Source organism: Parasphingorhabdus cellanae, from assembly GCF_017498565.1.
Classification (GTDB): Bacteria; Pseudomonadota; Alphaproteobacteria; order Sphingomonadales; family Sphingomonadaceae; genus Parasphingorhabdus; species Parasphingorhabdus cellanae.
On record NZ_CP071794.1, the window covers coordinates 3094356 to 3118972 of the forward strand.

Consider the following 24617-nt stretch of genomic DNA (forward strand, 5'->3'; position numbering starts at 1 on the left):
GCCGGCAGAGGGGCCGTGCAACATATTTGGTATGATCAACGGGATAAGGTGTATGAAATAAAATTTCATGGCGTTGAATCATTCAAACACCATATCTGGTGTCACAAATGCGTCATTCACACCTGTGCATGAAGTGTGGATAATTATTTTGTAAAATTTGATCGCTGCTATTGCCTTATGCTGCACTCTTAGCGGGTCCACGCGTCGCTGCACTGCAGCATGAATCGGCTGTCGATGAAGCGATTCATTTATACGACGAATAGAGTCGTTAAAATGTCATTTACCCTCTTGCATATAATTCTGATTCAGCCACTATAGGTTGTGGTTAGGCCAAGGGGGCACACCAACGTCTAGTATTACGCGCTCGTAACGCCGACTCGGTGAACGGCTCCCTTTGGTCTAAATCACAAGGAATTTTTTCGGGTTTTTGGGCAAAATAAAATGCCCGCCCAGGCTGTAAAAATGTTATGTTAGGCGGCTCGGCTACAAGAGATTGTCCGAGTCGAACAATACAAGAACAAATGGCCCGGTATTAAACCCACCAGAAGGCTGGCTGAAAAGCTGGCAAATAAGATTGGTTTGGTAGTTTGATTAGGGGGCTTTGATGGATTTTAGAGATAACCGGGATGATGCCGGGAATAGTGATAGAGATATGAGTGAGAGTGACATGGCAGCCGAAGTTTTGGACACGCCGAAAGACAAAGCCAAAAACACCGCGAAGAAAGCACCCGTCAAAGAACCGGAAATCAGCAAAAAGGCTGAGTCCGAGGCGGCAGCGACAAAGAAAAATGACGAGAAAGAACTGAAGGCGGAGCGCGACAGTCATAGTGTCGAGAAGCGCCGGTTCAAAATCGTTCAGGATGATGCCCGCGATGACTTGCTGACCGACTTTGGCAAGGAGACGCTGAAGGATCGCTATCTGCTTCCGGACGAGAGTTTTCAGGACCTGTTTTCCCGTGTGGCCGATGCTTATGCGGATGATCAGGATCATGCCCAGCGGCTTTATGATTATATTTCCAAGCTTTGGTTCATGCCGGCAACGCCCGTATTGTCCAATGGCGGCACCGGTCGCGGCCTGCCGATCTCCTGCTATCTCAACAGTGTTGACGACAGCCTCGGCGGGATCGTCAATACCTGGAACGAGAATGTCTGGCTCGCCTCCAAGGGCGGCGGCATTGGCACCTATTGGGGCAGTGTCCGCGGCATTGGCGAACCGGTTGGCCTGAATGGCAAAACATCCGGTATCATTCCGTTCGTGCGGGTGATGGACAGCCTGACCTTGGCGATTTCGCAAGGGTCCCTACGGCGCGGGTCGGCGGCTTGCTATCTCGATATCGATCATCCGGAAATTGAAGAATTTCTGGAAATCAGAAAGCCGTCCGGTGACTTTAACCGAAAAGCGCTCAACCTGCATCACGGCGTATTGCTGACCGACGAATTTATGGAAGCGGTGCGTGATGGCGCAGAGATGGATCTGAAATCACCCAAGACCGGCGAAGTGCGCGGCACGGTTGATGCGCGCTCGCTGTTCCAGAAACTGGTCGAGACGCGTCTCGCCACGGGTGAGCCCTATATTATCTTCAACGACACGGTGAACCGGATGATGCCCAAGCATCACCGCGATCTGGGTCTGAAAGTGTCCACATCCAACCTGTGTTCCGAGATCACTCTGCCAACGGGTCGCGATCACTTGGGCGAGGACAGGACGGCAGTGTGTTGCCTGTCCTCGCTGAACCTCGAAACCTGGGATCAGTGGAGCGGAGACAAGGACTTTATCGAGGACATCATGCGTTTCCTCGACAATGTGCTTCAGGATTATATTGACCGCGCACCGGATGAAATGGCGCGCGCCAAATATAGCGCCAGCCGCGAACGCAGTGTTGGTCTGGGCGTGATGGGCTTCCACAGCTTCCTGCAGGCCCGCGGCCTCGGCTTTGAAAGTGCGCTGGCAAAATCGTGGAATATGAAGATCTTCAAGCATATTTCAGCCAAAGCCTCCGAGGCCAGCATGATGCTCGCCAAGGAACGCGGACCATGTCCCGATGCCGCTGACCAGGGCGTGATGGAGCGCTTTTCCTGCAAAATGGCAATTGCACCAACCGCATCGATTTCGATCATCTGCGGCGGAGCCTCCGCCTGTATCGAACCGATCCCGGCGAATATCTATACGCACAAAACGCTGTCCGGCAGCTTTGTCGTCAAAAACCCGCATCTCGAAAAACTGCTCGTCGAGAAATCCAAGGACAGCACCAATGTTTGGAACTCGATTCTGGAGCAGGGTGGTTCAGTCCAGCATCTCGACTTCCTCTCTGCCGAGGAAAAAGATGCCTATAAAACCAGCTTCGAGATTGACCAGCGCTGGCTGCTCGAACTCGCGGCGGACCGCACGCCCTATATTGATCAGGCGCAGTCACTGAATCTGTTCATCCCGGCGGATGTCGACAAATGGGACCTTCTCATGCTGCACTTCCGCGCATGGGAGCTGGGCATCAAGTCGCTCTATTACCTGCGCTCGAAATCGATCCAGCGCGCCGGCTTTGCCAATAACGAAGAAACAGCGTCTGGCGGCGTGGAAGCGGACAATACGCTCGACCCGAAAACGGTTGAGCTGATGACGGCCGAGACCACCGACTATGACGAGTGTCTGGCATGTCAGTAAGGGTTTCGATCAAAGTATTACTTTGATCGAGTTGGAGTTGAGTTTTTGATTTGGGTTGATGCTTAATGAGAATGGGTTTTGGAGGTTATGCTATTATTACGGTGATCGGATTAATTCTGTTCATTCTGTTACTGGTGTTGTGGCCCCAATATAATGTCTATTCTCAACGTTTGGCAGGTGAGGCTGCATTGGCAGAAGCACAGTCTTCTCGCCAGGTCGCAACGCTAGAGGCTAGGGCGAAGAAGGAAAGTGCGATTGAACTAGCAGATGCAGAGGTGATTCGGGCCGAAGGTGCTGCCAAAGCCAATGCAATTTTGCAGAATAGCTTGGGAGGGCCGGAAGGGTATCTTCGATATCTTCAAATTCAGGCACTTGAATCTTCGAAGGCGTCATTGATTTACGTACCTACGGAAGCTGGTCTTCCAGTTACAGAATCCAAACGATTAGCAACCAACAGATGATAATATTTATGAATTGATTTTGCCCACTGCCTCCTCCCTTTGCTCCTTTTGGGAGGAGGCCGTTTTCTTCAGATGGTAAAGGCGCATAGTCCTCTCCCGCTTTAGGGGAGAGGATACGGAAATTAGCTGCTTTAGCAGCGTAATTGGAGTTGGAGAGGGGGCCGGCCGTAATGGCATCCCGCTCCCCCTCTCCAAGATCGACTAGGTAGGCAAGCTACCAAGTCTTACTATCCTCTCCCCTAAAGCGGGAGAGGGTTTGGAAATAGAGCGGAGTAAAGAATAAAATGTCACTTTTGGAAGCACGCAAAACCTACAAGCCCTTTGAATATCCATGGGCCTATGACTTCTGGAAGCGGCAGCAGCAGATTCACTGGATGCCGGAAGAAGTGCCCCTGGGCGAGGATTGCCGCGATTGGGCGCAGAAGCTCACCGATCATGAGCGCAACCTGCTGACGCAGATTTTCCGTTTCTTCACCCAAGCCGATGTCGAGGTGCAGGATTGCTATCACGACAAATATGGCCGCGTGTTCAAACCGACCGAAATCAAGATGATGCTGACCGCCTTTTCCAACATGGAAACCGTCCACATCGCCGCTTATTCGCACCTGCTCGACACGATCGGCATGCCGGAGAGCGAGTACTCCATGTTCCTTGAATATGAGGAAATGAAGGACAAGCATGATTATATGGGCACATTCGGCGTCGATACCGACGAAGATATTGCCAAGACGCTGGCGATGTTCGGCGGCTTTACCGAAGGCTTGCAGCTCTTTGCCAGCTTCGCGATGCTGATGAACTTCCCGCGCTTCAACAAGATGAAGGGCATGGGGCAGATTGTGTCCTGGTCGGTGCGCGATGAATCGCTCCACTGCGAAGGCATTGTCAAAATGTTCCACACCTTTGTGCAGGAACGCGATTGCCTGACCAAGAATGTCAAAGAAGAAATTATCGACTGCTGCCAGAAAACCGTGCGGCTGGAAGATGCGTTTATCGATCTGGCCTTTAGCGACGGTCCGGTGACCGGCATGACCGCGAAAGAGATTAAGCGTTATATCCGCTACATCGCGGATTGGAGATTAGGCCAGCTGGGCTTCCAACCGATCTACATGATCGAAGACCACCCGCTGCCTTGGCTCGCTCCGCTGCTGAACGGTGTCGAGCATGCCAATTTCTTCGAAACCCGCGCCACCGAATATTCCAAAGGCGCCACCAAAGGCGACTGGAACGAAGTCTGGAGCAGCTTTGACCAACGCAAAGGCGGCAAGATTATCGGCATCGAAGCGACCGATAATGATGACGACGGCGAAGATATGTTTGAGCAGGCGGGGGTTGCGGCTGAGTAGGGGGCCGCGTTTGGTAAAAACTTTACCTGTACAAATGCAGAACAAACATTTAATAACCTCGATCTGAAATGAGAGGGTATTTATGAACAGTAAGCTTGCTGTGCTTACCTTGCTCCTAAATGATGTGGGCACAGGAACGTCGATAGACTCAAAGGAAGATCGTCTTGTTTTTCAAAAGGCGGTTTATCTAATGCAGGCTAAAGGAATTAAACTCGGATATTCATATAGTTGGTACATAAATGGCCCCTATTCTACTTCATTGACGCGGGACTATTATGAGCTCGATGAATTGCAGAACCAAACGTTGGTTGATGGTCGGGAGTTGAATCCAGCGGCCAGACAAATTGCGCAGGCGGTTTGTGAAATGGTTGAAGTGCCGGACGATGTGCAGCTTTCGAAATCTCGATGGATGGAGCTTTTGGCTTCAGTTCACTATTCTCGCCATGAATTGAGGCGCGATGATAACAAAGCCAGAGCTTTGATCGAAAAAGATAAACCTCTGTTGGTTCCTTTTTACGATAGAGCAGTGCAACATTTAGAAGCTAATCAACTGCTGTAACTCTGTGGCTAGATCATCAGGGAAAAGACTAACCGACCCAATATATGGGTCTATTGAGTTATCAGACGCAGAAGCCCGTTTGATGTCTACCAAATCTTTTCAAAGACTACACAATGTTAGGCAGCTTGGGCTAGCTCATTTGGTCTTTCCGAGTGCTAGCTATTCTCGTTTTTCGCATTCAGTTGGCGCTGCAGTTAATGCTCGGCGGATAATGGAAAGCATAAATCACAACCGTTCGCGCCAGGAATTTTCTGAAAGAGATATAGAAATATTTCGGATAGGAGCGCTTTTCCACGACCTTGGGCACTATCCTTTTTCGCATTCCACGGAGCATTCTGTAGGTGACTATTATAGCGGAAACTTTTTCGAATCGGACAAAAGTAGCAATAATGGTGAACTTTGGGCGATTAAATCTTCGTTTGAACATGAAAAACTTGGTGAGAAAATTCTGGAACTGGATACCGAGATTAGTGAAATCTTGGATGACTTAGAGATTTCTTTCAACGATATTAAGAATAAGTTTGTTGAAAAATCGATCAAGACGATAATTTCGTCTGACCTCGATTGTGATCGCTTAGACTATTTGAAAAGGACTGCTCATCATAGCGGAGCGCCATACGGATCTGTGGATGTCGATTTTATAATTAGCCAAGCCACTTTAGATAAAGACCGTCGATATTGTTTTTCAACTAAGGCTTTAAGAGCTGTCGATCATTTGTTGGTTGGAAGGTTTTTTGACTTTTCTCAAATTCCTTATCACAAAACCGTTGCCGCCCTAGAATGGAGCTTGGATGCGGTGACAACGGCCTGTTTGGACAATCAACTGCTTTCATATTCTCAAGATGACGTGATTGGCTATATTTCTGAGGGAACATGGCATCAGCATGATGAGTCACTTTTCGTGAATAAATTTCGTGAACTTCAATTGTCGCTTACCAATAGCGAAGCTGACAACGTGATATCAGATCACCTAAATGCGGTATTGTTTAGGAAAGCTGCCAAGCAAATATTTTCTATCGAGAAATTCTCCCAACCCGGAAATGGCGGTGCCGATTCATGTCGGCAAAAATGTGAACAGATCAGGGATCACTTGATAAGTAATAAAGGATTAGACCCTGATCGCTTGTATGTTTGGGAACCGAGATTTCGATACGCAAAAAGTTCTCCAGTATCAGGCAAGCCGCTTAAAGAGCTGAGCGAGGATGAAAAATTCGAGCTAGTTCATATCTTGCCTACAAAAGCCTCAAAAAAGTCGAAGCCACTAGTGGAACTCAATCATAGCCTAGCGCATCAAATTGCACCAATACGCTACGATATAGCACGTGTGTATTATCTGCTCTCGGAAAACGATGATAGTAAGATGGTGAACGACTTGCGAAAAACAGCGGAAGCTTTGTAGCCCGATATAATGCCACTTGGTCAAAAGTCGAGTATTTTGGTATTGAGGTGACAGCGCACTAATTCCCAAAAATCACCAAGCCACCGCCACCATCACCACCAATAATCATCCCGCTCCGCTCCACGCCGTTGATCTGTGACCCGCAGCATAGACGGGACGGCCAAAAGCGATCTATCACGTTGTAACACGGGTTAAAGGGAGTGGATTTGTGAGCCGTTTCAAATTTCTGGCTGGCATGGCCGCCATGTTTTTCATTGAATTACGGTGACAGTTTCCTAAATACACCGACTAGTTAGCCACCCGACCTAGCACCAATCCCGCCGAAAACCCTGCCACTCTTCCGCCAGCCCTTCGTCGACCAGCTGCGTGCCCAGACTTTTCCCGCCGCGCGTCACGATGCGCAGGGCGCGGCCATATTGGTCCTGATCGCGGTCGATTGACTCAAGGTCAAATCCATCTGCATTGAGCAAGCGGAGCAGGCGCATCTTGGCGCGCTCGCCCAGACGTTTTTCCGCCGCGCAGCCGGGGCTCGAAATTTCCGGCGTGTTGATATCGGCGATGCGGATCTTGCGCCCTTCAAACCAGAATGTATCGCCATCGACCACGCAATTGGTGCGGACCGCGCCAAAGCAAATGCCAAAGCTGGCGCGATGCGGATCAATCGCGGCGCTGTGCGAGGCGGGCGGCCCGCCGCTGAACCAGATGGCGGCAAATAGGGCCGAACAAGCAGCCAAGGTAATGATCGCAAAAGCGGGCCAACCGATAAGCGAACGATCACTGTCCTTGGGTAGCGGGCGAAACGGACCTTGCCGCGCACGCCGAAAGGCTTCGCGCTGGCGCGCTGCTGGAAAGGGTTCGACCTTGTTTCTTCTCATCGTGGAAAATTATCAGGAGGATATTTAAGAAAGGCTAAAATCATTTATTTCGACCATGACCTACAGCCCAATCCACCCACAAAAAACCCCGCCGGATCGCTCCGGCAGGGTCTGTGTGTTTCGTGTGTCAGCGCGGCTTAGGCGTAGCTGACTTTCACATTTGCCTTGCGGCGACGCAGCGCTCCACCGATGGCACCAAAGCCAAGGATCATGAACGCCCAGGTTGCAGGCTCAGGCACAGCAGCCGAGACATTGATATTGTCCAGGTTAACTGACGTGCCGTTAGCGGTCAGGGTGAAATTAAGCTGATCAATGTTGCCAGCGAGACCGCCAATGGTCTGAAAACCACTCGGGGACAGGCTGCCCATCAACGAAAAGACCGAACTTCCGTTGAGAAATCCGTCAACCTGATAATCGCCTGTACCGTTTTGCGTCACCAGATCGAAAGAGTTGAAGTTGAAGACGCCGCCGAGCACCTGGACCGAGCCGATGGGACCGCCGCCAAAGACAGATCCGACAACCAGGCTTGGCGCTGGGTTACCAAAGAGTTGCCCTTCAAAGATATCGCCGCGGCCGGCGCTGACAGTGAAGCCATCTTCCACATAAGGGCCAGTAAAGACAGAGCCATTGCCGCCGCTCAGACCGTCAAACGAAATAACCGCTGCCTGTGCCGGCGCAGTTAGAGCCATAGCTACAACCGCAGCCGAACCAAAAATCAATTTCTTCATCAAAAATCCCCGTAAATCCTGGACAGAAAGCCAGGATGAAGCGCCTTTCGGTGCTTGAGTTTTGCGAACCCTAACAAAACATTAACATTTTTTGCACCTGCGAACAACCGATTCGGCGCGATAAAGCCGGGCGTCTCGATTTGGGACAGACGGGGGTGAGCGTGGCTGCACCTATCGGGTAGCTGCGCAAAAACCGCTTTCCTACACATGCCGTTCTATGCCCTAATCAGCTTTATGAAAAACCAGCCACCCACCAGACCCGATCCACGCAGCGCCGCTGTCCAGAATCGCCGCATTTCCTATATCCCAGCCTTTACCCCGGCCGAGCTTCGCGCGCGGCATGACGGGTGGACGCCGGTCCGGCAAGCAGAGTTTATCGGCTTTCTGGCCGAAACCCGCTGCGTTAAACAGGCCGCAGCAGCGGTCGGTATGAGCCGGGAAAGTGCATATCGGCTGCGCCGCAAACGCGGTGCGGAGGATTTCGCCGCGGTCTGGGACGAGATATTGGGCGCGCCGAAAACACAAAAAGCAAAGGTCACACTCGAAACGCTTCTGCGGCGCGTTCGCATCGGCCGTTATCGCCCGATGATGCGTGCCGGGCGTTATGTCGGAACACAGAAAAAGGCTGATAATTCAGCGCTTTTGTCTGCGATAGCGCGTCTCGACCAGTTGGCACCATCGCCGGACGAGTGGGATCAGGCCGTGCTGGATGATGCCAATGAAAAGGGGGCTTGGCTGTAAACATGACAGCGACGGTCTGTCCTATACCAGCAGCAAAGCGTTTATCGCGGATGTGAAGAGAGACTGTGGCGGCGGCAAGCCGCGTACCCGTTCCGGGCAGCATGACCACCCCTATGATCATGATCGGTGATTTTGGTGCCATGCATATGTGGAAACGCACGACGAGCAACCGCGCGGGCTGGCAGATTATCCGGGTCCCGGCCGAAAAACCTAAGCTATTGAAAAGTCTGATATGTGGCAGGATTAAATCGGGCAGCATGGGGCTGGTTCGCGGTGATTGCTGAGAATTTGCTATCCACCCCGCTTTACATTTTCACAAAACTGTCATGAAACTATCAGGGTGATTACTCTGAAACACGAACTGGCGGTTTACGCGGCCACCGGAATAGGCATCCTGGCGATAGCCGTGGCCTCGTTCGACTTTCGCCACGGGCCATTTTTCAAGGAAGACGGGATTGTCGAAACGACCGCGGCTCTCCTGTTTCTGGTGGCGTTGATCATCGGTGTTCGGCGGAGATTATATAGGAACGGGACCGGACTGGTTCTATGCGGCCTGGCGCTGTTGGCCTGTTTAAGCGAGCTGAGTTTCGGGGCGCGACTGTTCAGCTTTTCGATGCCGGCAATGGCCGGCGGCGGCGAACTGGACGGGGCACAGGATCTGGTGATGCTGGCTTATCGTCAGGCGGCGGCAACGGGGTTTATGCCTTTGCTGGCGATCCTGGCGATCGTCGGACCGGTATTGGCGGTCATTCTCATGTATCGCACGGGGCATTTGGTGCAGATCGTCATGTGGTTTCAGGCTGATCACGGTCGGCCCACTCTGGCCGCCGCGATGATGGTTATCGGTTCCGCGGTTTTGCTAGACGTAATGGAGGCCGTGCGTTTTGCCGAGGAGACGCTGGAACTGTTCGGCGGGGCCTTGTTCGTGACAGCGGCGTTGCGGCTACAAGACCGAGAACCAAACAGCTACTTGTCGCAATCGGAAAACGGCCTGACGACAATCGCAGGGGATGAATAGACCTGTTGGACTTCGTTCATATTTCTCGCGTTATTCCTGACAATCAGACGTAACGAAGGGAGTTTGATATGAAAAACACAATAGTAAGCCTCACCGCCGCCGCCCTGTTCCTGCCGGCCACGCCGGCGCTGGCACAGTCCGACGGATATGGAGATTTCGCAGCGCCGGTCGCCAACTTTCTGCGCATCGGTGATGATGATTGGGACGATGATGACGATGATCGCTATTACAAGCCGCGTCGGCTGAAACGTGGAGATCGCTATTGGCGTGATCGCAACGGGCGCTATCGTTGTAAACGCGATGACGGGACAACGGGTTTAATCATCGGCGGTGCGGTTGGTGCCTTGCTGGGCCGGGAAATAGATGGTGGCCGGGACCGGACGGTCGGGACGGTATTGGGTGCAGCTGGCGGTGCCTTGTTGGGCCGGGAGATAGATCGCGGGGAGCTGCGCTGCCGATAGATTATAGGTCGATTATAAGGATTAGATGACTGGATTGAAGTGGTTGTCTGATCTCATTTAACACAGCAAAAATCCGGTCACGGCAAATGCCTGGGCCGGATTTTCGCTGGAATTAGATGATCAGAGAAGCGGCATTCTGAGTGGCAGGGACGATGCTAGCGCCGACGAACAGGGCGGAGGAAATAAGAGCAGCGATGGCGGCAGTGATTTGAGCGGTGAAATTGCGGGGCATGATGTGATCCTTTGGGGTTTTGGGTTTGAAATTATGAAATCAGAGATGCGGCGTTCTGGGCAGCGGGGCCTACACTGGCGCTGATCATAACAGCTGCTGAAAACAGGGCGGCGAAAGCGGCGAGAACTTGATTTTGGAGATTGCTGGTCATGATAGGGTTTCCTTTAAAAATGGGTTATTAAATTAAGCGATGAATGAAGCGGTGTTTTGAACGGCAGGGCCGACACTTGCGCTGATCAGAACAGCGGCGGAGAACAGAGCGGCAAAAGCGGCAACAACTTGATTTTGGATATTTACGTTCGACATTTTGAAATTCCTTCTGGTTAAATTTGGTTCTTCGCGGTTGTGTTTGCGAAGATGTCTGTAGCTTTGCATAGGGCGTGCCAGTTTTAGAAAATCCATATATATCAACGTATTATAACGAGATACCGGATTGCTCAATATTGCTTGAAACTGAAAAGTGGGAAAATACCCCAATAATTGGTTTTAGAATTTGGGTATAGATTGGGACAAGCGACCGGATAGCGGCGCCGCTATCCACAAATAGGTAGCTGTCACGCGATGCTCGGACGGGCGTGCGCTGTGTGATCGTGTGTGATCGGGATCAGCCGGTGCGGCCAGGATGCGGCTACGGGTCGCGCAGTTCCAGGCGTTCGACAAGCGCTTTGGCTTCGGCCAGCCCGATATTCTTGGCCTGCCGGACAAGTTTGATCGCTTCAATCTTGTGCTCGCGGCGCACCGCAGCCTAGGCCTGCTGCATGAGTGGATCGGTGTCGGGCTGTTCGGTCCTATCGTGACGGATGGTCCCGGCAAGCGGATCATGCGCCGCCGCCGGACCTTTCTCACCCGATATCTGATGTTGGTCGCCCAATATATTCTGGCGCGGCTGCAGATCTTTGGGCGGTGCCGTTAAATCAGGCCGATCATTTTTCGGCCACAACCACCAAAGGAGCGCGAATATGACAATAACGGCGATTATGATGAGCTCGGTCAAGCCGATCATGTGCAGGGGACTTTCATGCCCCAAAGTCTAATATTGCGCCGTACCGCCGTCAACGCTGAGCATGGCGCCGGTAATCCCTGCGCCGGCGTCGGAAGCCAACAGCAATGCCATGGCCGCGACTTCCTCGACCGTGTTGGGCCGTTTGAGAGCGCTTTCCCGAGCGAACATATCGATCATCTCTTCAAAGGTCATGCCAAGACCTTCGGCTGTGGTCGGTCCATTATCGAGGATCAAATCGGTGAGTACCAAGCCAGGACAGATGGAATTGACGGTAATGCCCATAGTGCCAACTTCTTGCGCGACAGCTTTGGTCATGCCGTTTATGCCGTGCTTCGCGATGGTGTATGGCGCGAACGTCGGCTTGCCCATCTTGCCTTCGGTTGAGCTGATATTGATGACGCGGCCGGATTGCTGCGCGATCATCGGCTTCAGCGCACGGCGCGTCGCCCAGAATGTCGAATAGATATTCCACTTCATCGCTTCATCAAAGGCTTCATCAGTCAGGTCAGCGAGCGGGGCCAAGGCGCCAGCACCACCGGCATTATTGACGAGAATATCGACTGTGCCGAACTTCGATACGGTCTGATCAATAAAGCCTTCAACGGAATTTTGCTGCATAACATCACCGGCCACAAAAATAGCGCGGTCACCGGCATCAAGTTCTTCGAGCACTTTAGCGCCTTTGTCCGGATTGCGCGCCATCAGCCCGACATTGGCCCCTTCCGCTAAAAAGGCTTCGGCTATACCGCGCCCTATGCCTGCCGTGCCGCCCGTAATTGCCGCTGTTTTGCCTTTAAGTTGCATGATCTTCTCCCGTTTTTCGATCTCCCAGAGCTATCGACAGCAGACGGGCGCGGCAATGATTGAAAAGACTAGGGCATTAAATATGCGCCCCTCAACATATTGGGGAACAAGCAAAACTTTCAATATGTTCATAAAAGAGGCGTTGAATATGAACCTCAGATAAAATCAACATTCAGCAATCGGTCAAGCCACCACGCCTAGAACCAATCTCGTCGGGCATTAAACGATTCGGATCACGACAGATCCTCTTGGAGTAGAAGCAATGATCAACAAGGTTTTAGGAACACTCGCTATCACCACCGCTGCTGTTTCAGCGATGGCATTTGCCACACCTGCTGAAGCACGGGGTGGTTATTATCAGGGTTATAACGATGGCTATTACCAGCAAGTTCGTAATGATCGGCGCCACTATCGCCGCGGCGACTATTACCGGGATGATCGTTACTATGATCGTCGGGACCGTCGCTATTATCGTGAAAAGCGTCGCTATCGCAACGATCGCCGTCGTGGCTGTGACCGCGGTACAGGTGGTACGATCATCGGCGCAATTGCCGGCGGACTGTTAGGTAACGAGATTGCGGGCCGTGGTGACAAAACCGAAGGCACGATTATCGGTGGCGCAGTCGGCGCACTGGCAGGACGTGCAATTGACGGCAACTGCTAAGATCGGGCCGTATATCGCATAAAGTTAAGCCCTCTGTATCCGTTTTGAATACAGAGGGCCTTCTCTTCCTCGCGTCGCGTATCGAGGAAAGGGGGTCGCAGTCTGAGGCTGCGACCCCCGCTTTGCTTTGTAACTATATCATGCCCTAGCGTCTTGCCAACATCGGTGGAACCGGTCCGATCCAATCTGCCAAGTTGGTTTCGTCGTTCACGAAATAGGGTTTGCCTTTGCTATTGAGATAGAAGCGCTGCATCTCACTGCGGTTGAATGGGCGAGAGCCGAGCCGTCCAAACACCGCCATCTGGCCGCCGGTTTCGTCCACCGCCCGGTCACGGTCCAGTCCCTTGGATAGGGCAAGGGCAGGTTTCGGGGTTCGGGCAAAGGCAATCAGCTCTGGCATTGGTGGCGGCGAGAAGCCGTAATAGTTTGGCTGGCTATCAGGCGATGTAAGCTGGATGACTTTCAACCCGTTGCGGCCATCCGCGACGTAGGCGAATAAAGTGGCATTGGTCGATCCTACAATCACATCTTCTGCGTCATTCATCTGACCACCAAATGTTTCCTTGCGGTAAATGACTGGCGCTTCCGGTTTGGTGATATTGGCGATGACCAGTCCTTCATCCTTAGCCGCAATATAGGCGTAAGTGCGGGCCAGATAGAGCCGGCGAGCATTTTTGAGCGGGATTGTACCCGATGGAACAGCAATCGGATTTTCCATATCCGTGATGTTGAACAATTTCACGCCCTGTGCATCGGTAACCCAAATGTATCGGAATTGTAGAGCGGAGGCCCGCGCATCCGTCATGGGCATGGTGACGACATGGCGCGGTTTCAAAGGATCGTTGAGATCAATGACCACCAGCCCGCTCGCGGCCGTGATATAGGCATAATGACCGGCCAGGGTGATGTGCCTGGCCCCGTTCAGAACGCCGTCCGCATTCCAGGTGACAGCCCGCTTGAAAAAATTGTTGCGGAACTCGCCATCGGCCAGTGTGTTGATATCGACGAGAATTAGTCCTTCTTCACTGTCGGTAACAACTGCATAATTGTAGATCGGATGGAAAGCCTGCTCTTCGTTAATCTCGCGCAGCTCCGCCGTATTGCGTTCCGGGGCAACAGGCTGGTTTGTTGAAAGCGCCATGCAGGTAGCATTCTTGGTATCAACATGCGTGTCATGACCCAATGATGAGAAGGGCGCTTTGATGATCCGTTCGGAAAAGCCCTTGTTGCCGATGGAAGCAACATCATAGGCGCGGAAACCACCTTTGCCCTCTGCGACAAACATATATTCGCCGCGCAGCTGCAGACAGCGAACGCTGTCGCCAGTGCCCTGAACGACATTGGCAAATTCTTCCAGCGCTTTGGTCTCACCAGACAGATTGGCGTCCAGTCGTTCGCCGCGCACCCAGTTGATCAGCTCGCGGCCATTATCTTCAACATGCATCCGCCAATAATCAGGATAGGCATATTTTTGCAGGTAGGAACCGATGACCGCTTGCGGCTCATCCCATTCGGTAACGCGGACCGCTTCAAAGCCCTTGTCCATCCCGACCCAGGCATGCAGGCCGACAAAGTTCACGAAATTCGTGCCCTGCAACAGCAGCTGCGACATGATCGCATTATTGTCATTGGCTTCGCTCAAGTGACAATCGGAGCATTGTTTCGTTTCGGTTTTGCGAACCGTATGCGGAAAATGGGGGGCGAAGGCCTGGCTGGAGAAACCGATTGCCGAGATAGGCGGCTGCTGCACATAGATGCGCTCGCGGTTGATATTGGTTGAGGACAATACCAGCGCCGAGGTGGAGCGAACCGGAGCGATAATGCTGCCTTTGGTCGTCTGGTGCCTGCCAAGCTGGAACATCTGGTCGCGGGCTACCTGTGGGTTGTAGGTGGCATAGTTTCGTGTCGTGCCACCTTCATATTTATGGCTTTCCGTTTGCCAGTTGGCTTCGATCGGCAAGTGGCAACCGCCGCAACTGGTCGTCCAGCTGAGATGGCAGGTAAAGCAGACCATATTCTCGTCTTTATGCGCCCGGTCCGCGGCAGGAACACCGCTGCCAAAACTGTATTTCCCCGTTTCTGCACCGGTCTTGGACATGAGTTTGGCGCGCGCCGCTTTGCGGTTGAAATCGGGATGGGCGCGGTCGACGCTGTCTTTGACGAGACTGACGCGCCAGCTGATTTCCGGATCGACAATGGAACGCTGGATCAACACGCGATTGCCGTCTTCGTCCTGCATCCATTCAAAGCGCCGCTGGCCGTCCGCGTTGCGCAGCAGCGCCAGATTTTTGCCTTTTGGCCGGGCTGCCAGATTGGATGTCATCAATGTCGGATATTCATCGGCTGTACCGTGACAGTCCTTACAGTTAATCTCCACTGCATTCGCGACTTCGCCATAGATCAAGCCGTTGCCATGGCTATCCTGCGCGAAATGACAGTCAGCGCATTGCATGCCGACCTCAGCGTGGATGCTCATCATGTGGACAGACTTACCGGGATTGATACCAGGTTCGACGAACTTTTCCTCGCCCTCGCGTCGGAATTTCTCTGGATCGTCATTTTCGACAATATCGCCGGCTTTGTCGAGCAAATTGCCGTCGCGGTCGCGTTTCAATATGGCTCGGAAATTCCAACCATGGCCATGATAGTCGGCAAATTGTGTGTCTTTGGCTTCACTGTTGAGATCATAGACGTTGCGCAGGAAGTCGAGATCACCCCAAAGGCCTTTTGGAGACGCGGCTTCCGGATTGCGGTCCAATATCTTGCGGACTTCTTCAGCATCCGGATATTTCTGCTGCTTGTAGATTTTCTGATATTCCTTGTCGCTCATGCCCTCGGGCCGCGGCGTGGAATTATTCGGTCCGGGCCACATTAGCGGCGCGTCGGATTCATAGTCCCACATCGTATAGCCGAGGAAGCTGTTCAGGAAGATATTGGGCTGATGCATGTGACAGTTCATGCACTGTGCGGTCGGAATGGCGCGCGTGAAAGCATGCTGGATCGGATGGCCCTTTTCGCGTTTCGCCGGATTTATGTCGCCGCTGTGATCATCGGAATGACCCTCATCATGCCCGTCGCCATGATAGTCAGCTTTCTCATCATGGCTGCCCTTTTTGCTGTAGGAAGCGTCATAAGTTCCAAATTTGCCAACGCGATGCTCGCCCTCTTTCAAGTTGCGGATCGTGGGATCTTTGGTCTGTGTCTGGCCGTCGCGGCCATATTTGGCCCAGATGAGGCTGTGGCGCGGTTCGCGGTCATTGGCATAGACCACATGACAACTGGCACAGCCAGACTGACGATAATCACCGGGCTGGTCATTAGTACCCATAAACCACGTGAACGGATCATTGAGCCGGGTCTTGTGGATGTTCAGGGCCGGAATAGCAACGCGCAAGCCTGTGCCGGGCCCGCGGTTGGACTGTTTCAGATCCGGACGGCCCGGTTCCTCCAGCCGCTGGATGATTCCGCCGATATTGGGCAGGCCGATTTCCGGGAATTGTGTATTCACATTGCGGCCACCGCGTTCGAAGACACGGAATACATCGCCGGGCGGAATGGTATGCCAAGTGGGCAAAGGGTAAAGAATAGGTAAGGCCCCGCGCTTCTTCTGCTCATCTGTTACCGTGCCATGCGGATTGCCGGGTGATTTGATCGTCGCGGGCAAACCTTTGCGCGTATAGGCTTCACCAAAGATATAGTTTTTGAACGGTACAATACCGTTATTATAGGCAGCACCACCCCACAGCATAGCTCCCGTTGCCATTAACGAGCGTTCGGACGCCTCGATAATCTCCATGTGACAAGCGCCGCAAGCCTCGCGCGCAACGCGGTAATCGGATGGATTGACGAAGCGGACAAATTCCGGGGATTCCTTGTTCAGCAAGGTGTAGCTGCGTTTGGGATTGGCGGATGAAGGCCAATGCCAGCTTTCGGGATATTTGGGGAGGACATGCGCTTTTTTGAGCGCGTACATATATTGGGGGCTCTTTTTACCCCATTCGTTGTCGCCCATGACGCTAGCGTCGCCGCCGTGGCAATCGACACAGCCTAGCACCACCGCGGGTGTCTCATGCATTGTTTTCTGATCACTGTCGGTATGACAGGATATGCAACCGCTGCTCTTGGTATCGGCCATATCCCATGTCTGGTTCTGTGGGGCGGGCGGTGTAAACGTGTAATCAATTTTCTGAGGCTTTTCTTTGCCCGCTGCGAGTAGTTGGGAGGAGTCAAAGAATAGGAAAAACACCGCAAAAACGGCGGCGAGACCAAAGACCGTGCTCCCGCGCAGGCGGGAGCCTATCTCCAGCTTTACATTCTCATCACGAACTGGAGATGGATTCCCGCCTGCGCGGGAATACAAATCTATATGTTTTCGCTGTTGCATATCAGAAAGCCAGTATCGCGTTGAAAAGAATAGAATAATGGAAATCGCGTTTGTCGGTCTGATCGAACAAGTCCTCGAAGCCTTTGCCGGGGAGCAGCGCCGCACCAGACAGCCGGAAGACGATATTCTGGTTGGCGTTGGGACGGTAAATGGCTGCCGCTGATAAATCCCAACCGATATCTTTCGGTATTGAACCCTCTACACGTAGTGCTTCAAGACTTTCGGTCTTGTGGAACCACAAATGATTGGCATTGGCTGATAACCGAAAATCGGGTGTCAGGTCTGCATCAACGCCCACGCCCGCTAATATAGTGCCAGGATTGTTAAAATTGCTCTGTCCCTGCTCCTTGGAAGAGCGGAGCGAGTTTAATATGCCGTTGCGGCCATTAATGCTGATTACCCGTCCACCACCGGCAAAGGGAATGGTTTGACGGATCCAATAGCTGGTATCAGCTCCGGCAAAGATCGGATTTTCAAAAATCGCATCAAAACCGGCTTCTGTGTTGTTGTAAGGATTGCCATCGCCGCTAGCAAACAAACCGGAGGCACGGAAGCGCAAGAAATCGACATCATAGCTGGCTTCTGCTGCCGCAAAATAGGCTGCAATCTTAGCGGGCTCACTCGTGAAGATGCTGTTGCGATCTTCGCCAAAGGCACCATAGAGCTGGCCGGTCACGTTAATCCGTCCGATGCGTCCATCCACCGCATAGCCGGGATAAACGACGTCATAAGCGCGGCCGCGCAAATCACCGATCAGGGCAGGGCGAACCGGGAAACCGTTATCGTCAATCTCGATATCGTTCTTTTCGCGGTTCATATTGTAAGTGACGCTAAACTGGCTCGTCAGGCCCACAAAAGGCAAATCCTGTCGATAGAGATTGGCAAATAGGATGTAGCTTTCGCGCGGTGTCTGAAGAATGTCATTCAGGCCGCTATTGGTATCTTTTTCCAGCTGCACAAAGGCACCGAGATTATATTGCACGCGGTTATTGTCCCGCGTTCCGAACAGACGGAAGCCGAGTTGGTTATCCTGGAACAGGAAGCCTCGGAAATCAGCTTGCATCGGCTGGATACCAATGCGGAAACTGTCAAAATCATAACGCGCGGACGTGTTACGGATATGATAGTCAAAAAACGCCTCTTGAACTCCAACGAAATAGTCGGTGCGGTTGGAGGTTTTTGATGGTTCGACAAACAATACCCGGCGTTCCGGGACGTTCACGTGGTTGATCTGTGTGGCGAGCGTTAGCCGATACTCGACGTCAGGCGGCTTATAGGCAGTGGATCCCTTAATCAGGGCCACGCCGGTGATGAAAGTCTGCGCATAGACTTCCGATCCTGAACGACCAAAGACGTCAATGCTGCCGGGTCTCTCGGTTGTTTGTACGCCGACCGGAATGGGAAAACTGCGCGGCTCGATCACTGTATCGGAGATCGCGTTGACGACAAAGAACCAGTCGTCGCCCTTCAGGAAAGAAGGTTTTTTATCTTCCGGGATCGGCTTGTCACCCTTGAGAACATTTTGTGCATAGGGATTGGACGTATTGCTGCAATTGCTTTTCAGTGCGCCAAAGACTTTATAAATCGACTGGTCACCACCTTTTTGCGGACACAGCGTCTGTAATATTCGCCAGCGATCGGGAACCGGAAACTCGTCTGTTGGAAACGCTTCCGGTGGCGGTGCACTGACCGCGCCCGGATTGTTTTGAGTCACGCGGTCGGGCAGCTCTTTCGGAACGCCGGGACGGCGACGACCATCTATCAGCGCTTCGTCTGCTTCCAGACCGTCAAAATCCATTTCCAGTTGTTCGGGCTCCGTGACTGACGGTTCGATCGCATTGCTATCTTCAACAATTGGTTCCGAAGCGGCGACGGCATCTCCCTCTTCGGGATCGGGACCACCAACCGCCAAGTTTTCAACGCTAAGGGAACCGACACCGATAGTTAAGGCATCATTCCCTATCGCTAATGCATCACTGCTGCCATGTAGATTGGTCAGATCAAAATCCGAATTTTCAACGCGCATCCAGTCGAAATTTTCTCCGGCTAACAAGGCTGCCAGTGATGTTTCCATTTCCTCAACAGATGCGCGCTGCGCTTCCATCTGTTCTGCCTGGCCAGACATCGCCGCCATGATTGGCATAAGAGAGGAGGAAACCGTTGGCACTTGCTTTACAGCCCCTCGCAGACATTTTGATCAGCGGTGTCGAGAAATGGCGCAAACGGACAGTTCACATAGCGCAAACGGACTTGGGCATCGCCGAGATCAACTACGACATTGTCGGCGCGAATGGCTTTTGGTGCATTTCCGATGCTACCAACCCGCAAGCCGGCATTGTGCAGGCCGAGGAAGCTGATCATGTCATCCTGATCGATACCGTCTCCAGATACTCCAAGACCGCCAATGAGTTGGTTGCCGCGATAAATCGGAACACTGCCCGGGAAAATCTGGATACCGTTCTCCAACCGGTTCTGACCCGCCACGGCATCCGGCGTGTTGGTGCAGCGCATGGGTGTGTCTGTTGCTGAGGCACCCGTTACAAAGGCAAGGTGTTGACCCAAATTAGGAAAGATCAACGCCGCTTGCAAACCGGTCGCCAACGGATTGAAGTCCTCAATCGGGCGAGACAGGGGCCCGGGAGGACGACCCAATTCACCATCAGGGAAATAGGGCCGTGCAAGGTTACCACCGGATCGATCTGCAAATGCGACCGTACCTGTCAACGCATTCGGATCATTCAAGAAGGTGCGGACGCGCTGCACAAAAGATGCAACATCGGTATCGGGATTGCCAAGCAGATCGGATGCGGCAACGCTGTTGGAAAAAAAGGAAGCCGTGCGGGCCTTTTGCAGCGAAACGTCAGTTCCAAAAATGGGCGCATCGGGTGACCGCACAATTCCCAGTATCTCGCCATGCGTATCGACAACCGAAATTGAAACCTGCGCGCGGCTGTCCAGCGGTTGCCGGATCTGGGCGCGTGCGCGGCTCATGATAATAAACGCTTCTTCTAGGATCGCCCGAGTTTCGGCTGCTGTTAAAGGCGTAGCGACATCCGCTCCATCTGTACCTGCGCGGATCGGGAAGCGGTTGGCACCGGTTCCATCGGACAAGACGAACGCATCCCGGTTTTGGAATTCCGCTGCGGTGGATGCCCGAATGCCAGAAATCTCGGTACCATAAGCGGAGCCAGCGATGATCGCGCCTGCCGTATAGCCGGTGACAGCAATGAGATTGCCGGAAGTGCCATTGATCGCCGGGAAGTTAGTTTGCAGTGGGGAGAGATCGCCCACGACCATATCGCTAAATCGAAGCGATGTGCCATCAACTGAAATCCGGTTGGCCGTGATGGCGGCGGAAGGTGCAAAGCCCTGAATGCCAGCCAGTGCAATGGCTTCCTCGTCATCGATATCGATATCGAGGATGTTGGAATCAAAGCCGTAATCTCCATCGCCCATGACGCCAATCGCACCGACAACGACGCCATTTTTGTAAAGCGGCAGCCCACCGGGATCGGCGGAAAGCCCTAAAGGCGAACGCTTTGGGCCTATTAAAGCGGCTGCACCAGCATTTCCGAACCGTTGATTTAGGTCTGAACAGGGTAATTGACTAAACTGCACGCCAAAGAGAGGGCCACTTTCCAATCCTGCTGCAGTAGGTGCAGGCGGAAAATGTTCTTGAACAATCTGGCTGGCGGTGCGGCTTGAGAAGGCGTTACCGGAACTTGATAAATAGGCACCCGTTACTGCTTTAGCGATCGCCCCTGCAGCGGCTGGTACATCCACACCCTGCACATCGATAGGAGCGGGGTTGATTGCACCTAGGGCGGTCCGCGCGCTGGTGGTTGCGATGGCCCTTGCGCCGTTCATTTCAAAAACGGCCAGCACATTGCCGACCCGGTCGGTAACTGCGATGACTGACGGCAGGTTGCGCGCCGTGGCTTCGCCAACTGCTTGCGCGATAATAGTTTGTACGTCTGTAACGCTGAGCGACTCTTGGGCAGGCGGTGTAAATGCGCCGCCATTGCCATCGACCGGAGTTGGTGTGGGCGTCGGAGCCGGAGAGGGGGACGGCGTACCGCCAAAATCATTGCTGTCACCACCGCCGCCACAAGAGCTGAGGATCAAAGCAGCTGCTGAAATGGCAGCAGTGAAACGGAGCTTCCGCATTATCTTAGCGCCCTTATGGTTCTGACAGCGCTGCCGAGTGCCCGTCGGAATTGTAGTGGTTTGTAGCTGTTCGGTTCGTCGACCGCTTTGTAGGCTACGTTAATCTGACCGCGCAGGCTGGCGGCAGCGGCTTCACTGACTTGACCACTATTGACCAAACCGTTGAGCAAAGTGTCAATCGCCATCACGGCTTGTACGCTACCTTCATAATCGGTGAAGCGCGGCGAAATGGCTTGTCCGGCGATGGTCTCCATGATCTGGAAGGTTTGATCGCGGCCAAATTGCGTGCGCGAGAAACGATCCGCTAATGTCGTGGCAGTCTGACGCAAACGGGCAGCGGCTTGAACCGCTGGCCCGCGGCCTTGGCCCATGGCCGCGTGGAAAGCTTTTGACCGCGCATCAAATTGCCCAGCGAGATCCGGTGCAGCTACTTTGATAGCGGCGCTGAGCATGATCATATTTTCGTCATTATAAGGAGGCATGCCTTCGGGGATAGGACGGCCGGGATTGTTTATGGATGTCGGCCGGGCAGACGCTTCGTCATAGATGCGGCGATGACAGCTGTGGCAGTCATAGAAGTAAAATTCCGGGAACAAGCCCTCTTGCGCCAGTGCAGGCTTAGAGAAGAGGTTCAGCGACCGTTCCAGCGCCATCGATTGGCCCACAGCCCAAAAACGTACGCTGTTGGTTCTACCTTTCCGGCGGACATAATCGACATCCTCGTCATGATGCTGTTGCAACGTTGAGAATAGATCGAGCTCAAAGGAAATGCGGGGATGGCCCGCCGCCATGATCCGGTGATCAACAAACTGGCCGTTTTTCGCGCTACCGAAATGACAATCAAGACAATTGCTGGCACGGGCCTTGGGATTATCCAGCGGGGTAAGACCAAGTGAAACATTCTTCGCATGGTTGGCACCAACGGCATAGTGGGCTGACAACCAGCCGGATGATGGACCATGACAGGCTTCACAACCCACACCATCACTGAGTTGGAAACGGGGTCCTTTTTTTGCTGCCGGGGTACTGTGACAGCCAAGGCATTGTTGGGATGAAGCCGCGTCTTTGATGCCCAGGCGTTTGGCAATTGCGATGCTGCGTGGTTCACGCAGAACCCGAAAAGCACGGCTATGCGCACCTCCTGGAGTTGATTCTTCCTGCCAGCGCATCAATTCGTCTTGGCGGACGATCTCTCCGTCCGCTTCCTGCCGGCCATGGCAGGTGGTGCCACCGCAGGTTGCAACGCCCATGTAGGTGCCGCTGGATAAATCTTGTGCTGCTTCAACAGGTGCAGGTGTTGCGATAGACGATATAAAGAGAGCTACGCCAGCAAGCGCAAAACAGAATAGACCAGCGGCCAGTACCGACCAGCTATGTCTCCACGACAGATTTTTCCCCATTTGCATCGTTGCTTTTCCTGATCCGGAGATCAGGCCCCTCTGTAAGCTCGACGCGACCCAAGTCGTTAACTATGATCTACGCACTCTATTATGCTTCATTGAAACCTCAATGCAACGGTAAAAAAGCTCAAATATGGCGGTTTTTCTATGGCTTGTATCACTGTTTTTGCTTTACTCGCTGGTCAAACGTTGCCGATTTGCCACTTTTTTATCGTTTGACTGCACGTTTGTGAGAATCACCTTTTGAACGATTCGATTTCTATACTTGGCGCCGGATGACAAGATTGCGAATTTCAGTCATGTCTTCCATAGCAAATCTGATACCCTCTCGCCCTAAACCACTATCCTTCACGCCGCCATAAGGCATATTGTCAACGCGATAGGATGACACGTCGTTAATCACCACGCCGCCGACATCCAGCCGGTCCCATGCATCCAAGGTTTTGAACAGGTCACGGGTGAAGATGCCCGCTTGCAGGCCGAACTTACTATCGTTAACTTCATCTAGCGCTGCGTTGAAATCACTGAATTTCGAGAGCAGTGCCAGCGGACCAAAAGCTTCTTCGCGATTAGCATCCGCATTGCTGTCGACATTTTCTAGCAAAGTTGCCTCCAGCATATTGCCAGTTCGATTGCCGCCACAGAGCAAGGTCGCTCCGCCAGAGACGGCGTCCTCAATCCAGCCATGTAGACGCTTGGCTTCACCTTCCGAGATCATCGGGCCGATAAACGTATCGCGATCCTTGGGATCACCGGTGATTAAAGTCTTGGTTTTGGCAACTAACATATCCTTGAAAGTGTCGTAAACAGCTTCGTGGATTATAATCCGCTGCACACCGATGCAGCTTTGGCCCGATTGATAGAACGCCCCGAAGATAATCCGCTCCAGTGCATCTTCGAGATCAGCATCATGATCCACGATGACGGCAGCATTACCGCCGAGCTCCAAGATTACCGGCTTTTTCCCTGCTTTGGCTTTCAAATCCCAACCGACACCGGGCGATCCAGTAAAGGAAAGCAGTTTAAGCCGCTCGTCCACGGTGAACAAATCAGCACCATCACGGCTTGCCGGCAATATCGAAAACGCGCCCTTTGGCAGATCGGTTTCGGCGAGAACTTCGCCCATGATAATAGCACCAAGCGGTGTTTTCGACGCTGGCTTCATAACAAAGGGGCAGCCCACCGCGATGGCAGGAGCAATTTTATGCGCTGCCAAATTAAGCGGAAAGTTAAACGGCGAAATGAAACTGCACGGCCCGATCGGCACGCGCTTCCACATGCCCTGATAGCCTTTTGCGCGCTCAGAAATGTCCAGCGGCTGGACTTCTCCATAGTTGCGCACCGCTTCCTCGGCGGCTATCCGGAACGTATCGATCAGCCGACCGACTTCACCTTCTGCATCCTTGATGGGTTTGCCGGCCTCAACGCAAAGCGAATAAGCGAGTTCATCATAGCGCTCCTGAAAACGGGTAACGCAATGCTGCAAAACATTCTGCCGTTCATAACTCGCCATGCGCGCCATCGGTTCGGCGGCTTCGACTGCCCCGGCAATGGCTTCTTCAATAACATCGGGCGTGGCCAGCGCTGTCCGGAAAGCGACTTCGTTGGTAAACTTGTCGGTGACTTCCAGATCTTTATTCGGCTGGGCGGCAACATTATTGAGATAAAGCGGATAAACGTCTTTAAGCTTTGTCATGGGCTATCCTCTTGTATCTTGGC

At 52.9% G+C, this 24617-nt stretch carries 20 protein-coding genes; 11 read left to right on the top strand and 9 right to left on the bottom strand.

The window, feature by feature from the left end; genetic code table 11:
- Nucleotides 1-604 precede the first annotated feature (604 nt).
- The 5 genes from J4G78_RS14900 to J4G78_RS14920 all read left to right on the top strand — a co-directional run bounded on the left by J4G78_RS14900 (nucleotide 605) and on the right by J4G78_RS14920 (nucleotide 6421).
- Entirely contained in the window at nucleotides 605-2659 is a 2055-nt protein-coding gene (locus J4G78_RS14900) for a ribonucleoside-diphosphate reductase subunit alpha (protein WP_207987318.1), read from the top strand.
- Nucleotides 2660-2724: 65 nt separating this feature from the next.
- On the top strand, nucleotides 2725-3120 hold the full coding sequence (locus tag J4G78_RS14905) for an SPFH domain-containing protein (protein WP_243457117.1): 396 nt from the start codon (nucleotides 2725-2727) through the stop codon (nucleotides 3118-3120).
- A gap of 284 nt (nucleotides 3121-3404) precedes the next feature.
- A complete protein-coding gene (locus tag J4G78_RS14910; protein WP_207987319.1) occupies nucleotides 3405-4463 on the top strand; it encodes a ribonucleotide-diphosphate reductase subunit beta in 1059 nt (352 codons plus the stop codon).
- 82 nt (nucleotides 4464-4545) lie between these two features.
- Nucleotides 4546-5022 carry a hypothetical protein gene (locus tag J4G78_RS14915; RefSeq protein WP_207987320.1) on the top strand — a complete coding sequence of 159 codons (477 nt, stop codon included), beginning with the start codon at nucleotides 4546-4548 and terminating at the stop codon, nucleotides 5020-5022.
- A gap of 82 nt (nucleotides 5023-5104) precedes the next feature.
- Nucleotides 5105-6421 (top strand): HD domain-containing protein, encoded by a 1317-nt coding sequence (locus J4G78_RS14920; RefSeq protein ID WP_207987321.1) that lies wholly within the window; start codon nucleotides 5105-5107, stop codon nucleotides 6419-6421.
- A gap of 305 nt (nucleotides 6422-6726) precedes the next feature.
- On the opposite strand, the gene J4G78_RS14925 is transcribed toward J4G78_RS14920, so the two are convergent.
- The gene (locus J4G78_RS14925; RefSeq protein WP_207987322.1) at nucleotides 6727-7296 is read right to left on the bottom strand and encodes a thermonuclease family protein; all 570 of its coding nucleotides are present in this window, start codon (nucleotides 7294-7296) and stop codon (nucleotides 6727-6729) included.
- Between the two features lie 137 nt (nucleotides 7297-7433).
- Complete coding sequence (locus tag J4G78_RS14930) at nucleotides 7434-8024, bottom strand: PEPxxWA-CTERM sorting domain-containing protein (protein ID WP_207987323.1); 591 nt, start codon at nucleotides 8022-8024, stop codon at nucleotides 7434-7436.
- A 234-nt stretch (nucleotides 8025-8258) separates the two neighbouring features.
- Between J4G78_RS14930 and J4G78_RS14935 the strand changes: the two genes are divergently transcribed.
- The 4 genes from J4G78_RS14935 (at nucleotide 8259) to J4G78_RS14950 (ending at nucleotide 10244) form a co-directional block, all read left to right on the top strand.
- Nucleotides 8259-8765, top strand: a complete 507-nt coding sequence (locus J4G78_RS14935) for a hypothetical protein (RefSeq protein ID WP_207987324.1) — start codon at nucleotides 8259-8261, stop codon at nucleotides 8763-8765.
- A gap of 65 nt (nucleotides 8766-8830) precedes the next feature.
- Nucleotides 8831-9049, top strand: coding sequence for a hypothetical protein (locus J4G78_RS14940; RefSeq protein WP_207987325.1), 219 nt, complete (start codon nucleotides 8831-8833; stop codon nucleotides 9047-9049).
- 56 nt (nucleotides 9050-9105) lie between these two features.
- A complete protein-coding gene (locus J4G78_RS14945) occupies nucleotides 9106-9783 on the top strand; it encodes a hypothetical protein (RefSeq protein ID WP_207987326.1) in 678 nt (225 codons plus the stop codon).
- 68 nt (nucleotides 9784-9851) lie between these two features.
- Nucleotides 9852-10244 carry a glycine zipper 2TM domain-containing protein gene (locus J4G78_RS14950; RefSeq protein ID WP_207987327.1) on the top strand — a complete coding sequence of 131 codons (393 nt, stop codon included), beginning with the start codon at nucleotides 9852-9854 and terminating at the stop codon, nucleotides 10242-10244.
- Between the two features lie 415 nt (nucleotides 10245-10659).
- Here J4G78_RS14950 and J4G78_RS18295 read toward each other — a convergent pair whose 3' ends face one another.
- Complete coding sequence (locus J4G78_RS18295; RefSeq protein ID WP_259371339.1) at nucleotides 10660-10782, bottom strand: hypothetical protein; 123 nt, start codon at nucleotides 10780-10782, stop codon at nucleotides 10660-10662.
- A gap of 316 nt (nucleotides 10783-11098) precedes the next feature.
- Here J4G78_RS18295 and J4G78_RS18445 point away from each other — a divergent pair, with 316 nt between their 5' ends.
- Nucleotides 11099-11389, top strand: a complete 291-nt coding sequence (locus J4G78_RS18445; RefSeq protein WP_243457118.1) for a hypothetical protein — start codon at nucleotides 11099-11101, stop codon at nucleotides 11387-11389.
- 117 nt (nucleotides 11390-11506) lie between these two features.
- Here the strand turns inward: J4G78_RS18445 and J4G78_RS14965 are convergent, their stop codons facing one another.
- On the bottom strand, nucleotides 11507-12283 hold the full coding sequence (locus J4G78_RS14965) for an SDR family NAD(P)-dependent oxidoreductase (protein ID WP_207987330.1): 777 nt from the start codon (nucleotides 12281-12283) through the stop codon (nucleotides 11507-11509).
- A 262-nt stretch (nucleotides 12284-12545) separates the two neighbouring features.
- On the opposite strand from J4G78_RS14965, the gene J4G78_RS14970 reads away from it, so the two are divergent.
- Nucleotides 12546-12947, top strand: a complete 402-nt coding sequence (locus tag J4G78_RS14970) for a glycine zipper 2TM domain-containing protein (RefSeq protein WP_207987331.1) — start codon at nucleotides 12546-12548, stop codon at nucleotides 12945-12947.
- 145 nt (nucleotides 12948-13092) lie between these two features.
- Here the strand turns inward: J4G78_RS14970 and J4G78_RS14975 are convergent, their stop codons facing one another.
- The 5 genes from J4G78_RS14975 to J4G78_RS14995 form a co-directional block, all read right to left on the bottom strand.
- Nucleotides 13093-17331 carry a hypothetical protein gene (locus J4G78_RS14975; protein ID WP_243457119.1) on the bottom strand — a complete coding sequence of 1413 codons (4239 nt, stop codon included), beginning with the start codon at nucleotides 17329-17331 and terminating at the stop codon, nucleotides 13093-13095.
- Between the two features lies 1 nt (nucleotide 17332).
- Entirely contained in the window at nucleotides 17333-19129 is a 1797-nt protein-coding gene (locus tag J4G78_RS14980) for a hypothetical protein (RefSeq protein WP_375140373.1), read from the bottom strand.
- A gap of 374 nt (nucleotides 19130-19503) precedes the next feature.
- Nucleotides 19504-21498, bottom strand: coding sequence for a heme-binding protein (locus J4G78_RS14985; protein WP_207987332.1), 1995 nt, complete (start codon nucleotides 21496-21498; stop codon nucleotides 19504-19506).
- Complete coding sequence (locus J4G78_RS14990; RefSeq protein ID WP_207990766.1) at nucleotides 21498-22898, bottom strand: multiheme c-type cytochrome; 1401 nt, start codon at nucleotides 22896-22898, stop codon at nucleotides 21498-21500. Before J4G78_RS14990 ends, J4G78_RS14985 begins: the two co-directional genes overlap by 1 nt.
- Before the next feature lie 259 nt (nucleotides 22899-23157).
- Entirely contained in the window at nucleotides 23158-24594 is a 1437-nt protein-coding gene (locus J4G78_RS14995) for an aldehyde dehydrogenase family protein (RefSeq protein ID WP_207987333.1), read from the bottom strand.
- Nucleotides 24595-24617: the final 23 nt, after the last annotated feature.